The sequence below is a fragment of the Nonomuraea sp. NPDC001699 genome (assembly GCF_053596455.1).
In genome coordinates, this window is sequence record NZ_JBSFGF010000079.1 from 1 (window position 1) to 1,742 (window position 1,742).

The following is a 1,742-nucleotide window of genomic DNA, read 5'->3' on the forward strand; positions in this document are numbered from 1 at the left end:
CAGCGGTTGCTGCTGGAAGTGTCGTGGGAGGCGATCGAACGGGCCGGGATCGACCCCGTCTCGCTGCGCGGGAGCCGTACCGGAGTCTTCGCCGGCGTCACGTATCACGACTACGCCTCCAGCGTGGAGTTCCCGCCGGACGTGATGACCTTCTTCGGCACCGGCAACGCGGGCAGCGTGCTGTCCGGCCGGGTGTCCTACGCGCTGGGGCTGGAGGGCCCGGCGATGACCGTGGACACCGCGTGCTCGTCGTCGCTGGTGACGATGCATCTGGCGGCGCAGGCGCTGCGGTCGGGCGAGTGCTCACTGGCGCTGGCCGGTGGGGTGACGGTGATGGCGTCGCCGGGTGTGTTCATCGACTTCAGTGCGCAGGGCGGGCTGGCGGCCGACGGGAGGTGCAAGCCGTTCGCCGATGCGGCGGACGGCACCAGCTGGGCCGAGGGCGTCGGCGTGGTGATGCTGGAGCGGTTGTCGGACGCGCGGCGCAACGGCCACCAGGTGCTCGCGGTGGTGCGGGGGTCGGCGGTCAATCAGGATGGGGCGTCCAATGGGCTGACGGCGCCGAACGGCCCTTCTCAGCAGCGGGTGATCCGCCAGGCGCTCACGAGCGCCGGGTTGACGCCGTCTGAGGTGGATGCGGTGGAGGGGCACGGGACCGGGACGACGCTGGGTGATCCGATCGAGGCTCAGGCGTTGCTGGCGACCTATGGTCAGGATCGGGAGCGTCCTCTGCTGTTGGGGTCGATCAAGTCGAACATCGGTCATGCGCAGGCGGCTGCGGGCGTCGCGGGTGTGATCAAGATGGTCATGGCGATGCGGCACGGCCTGCTGCCGAAGACTCTCTACGTGGACGCGCCGTCCTCGCACGTGGACTGGTCGGCCGGGGCGGTGGAGCTGCTGACCGAGGCCAGGCCCTGGCCCGCGGTGGAGCGGCCGTGGCGGGGGGGTGTGTCGTCGTTCGGGATCAGCGGCACCAACGCGCACGTGATCATCGAGCAGGTGCCGGAAACCGGCGCTCCTCAAGCACCCACCGCGGGTGTGGGCCCGGTGCTGGTGTCGGGCCGAACGGCCGGTGCGTTGTGCGCTCAGGCTGAGCGGTTGGCGTCATTCCTGGACGCATCGCCTGACGTGGGGCTGACCGACGTGGGGTTGTCGCTGGCCACGACACGGTCGGCCTTCGAGCATCGGGCTGTGGTGGTCGCCGGGGATCGTGCGGGGGTGCTGGCCGGGCTGGCGGCGCTCGCCGAGGGGCGTTCGGGTGCCGGGGTCGTGCGTGGGACGGCGGGCTCGGAGCCGAAGCTGGCGGTGCTGTTCACCGGCCAGGGGAGCCAGCGGGCTGGGATGGGGCGGGGACTGTATGCGCGGTTCCCCGTGTTCGCGCAAGCCTTTGATGAGGTGGTCGCGGAGTTCGATTCGTCGGTGTTCGCGCGGGAAGACGTGGAGCGGACGGGGTGGGCGCAGCCGGCGCTGTTCGCCCTGGAAACCGCCCTGTTCCGGCTGGTGGAGTCCTGGGGAGTCAAACCTGAGGTGCTGGCCGGGCACTCGATCGGGGAGCTTGTGGCTGCGCATGTGGCCGGGGTGTTGTCTTTGCCGGATGCGTGTGTGTTGGTGGGGGCTCGTGCTCGGTTGATGCAGGCGCTTCCCGCCGGTGGGGTGATGGTGGCGGTGCAGGCTGGCGAGGTGGAGGTTTCCGGTTTTGCCGGGGTGTCGGTCGCGGCGGTGAACGGTCCGTCGTCGACGGT

The 1,742-nt window shown here is 70.5% G+C and carries 1 protein-coding gene; it reads left to right on the plus strand.

Annotated elements, in window-relative coordinates:
- A partial coding sequence (locus ACWCSU_RS52770) for a type I polyketide synthase (RefSeq protein WP_449945241.1) occupies positions 1-1,742 on the plus strand: 1,742 nt, incomplete at both ends.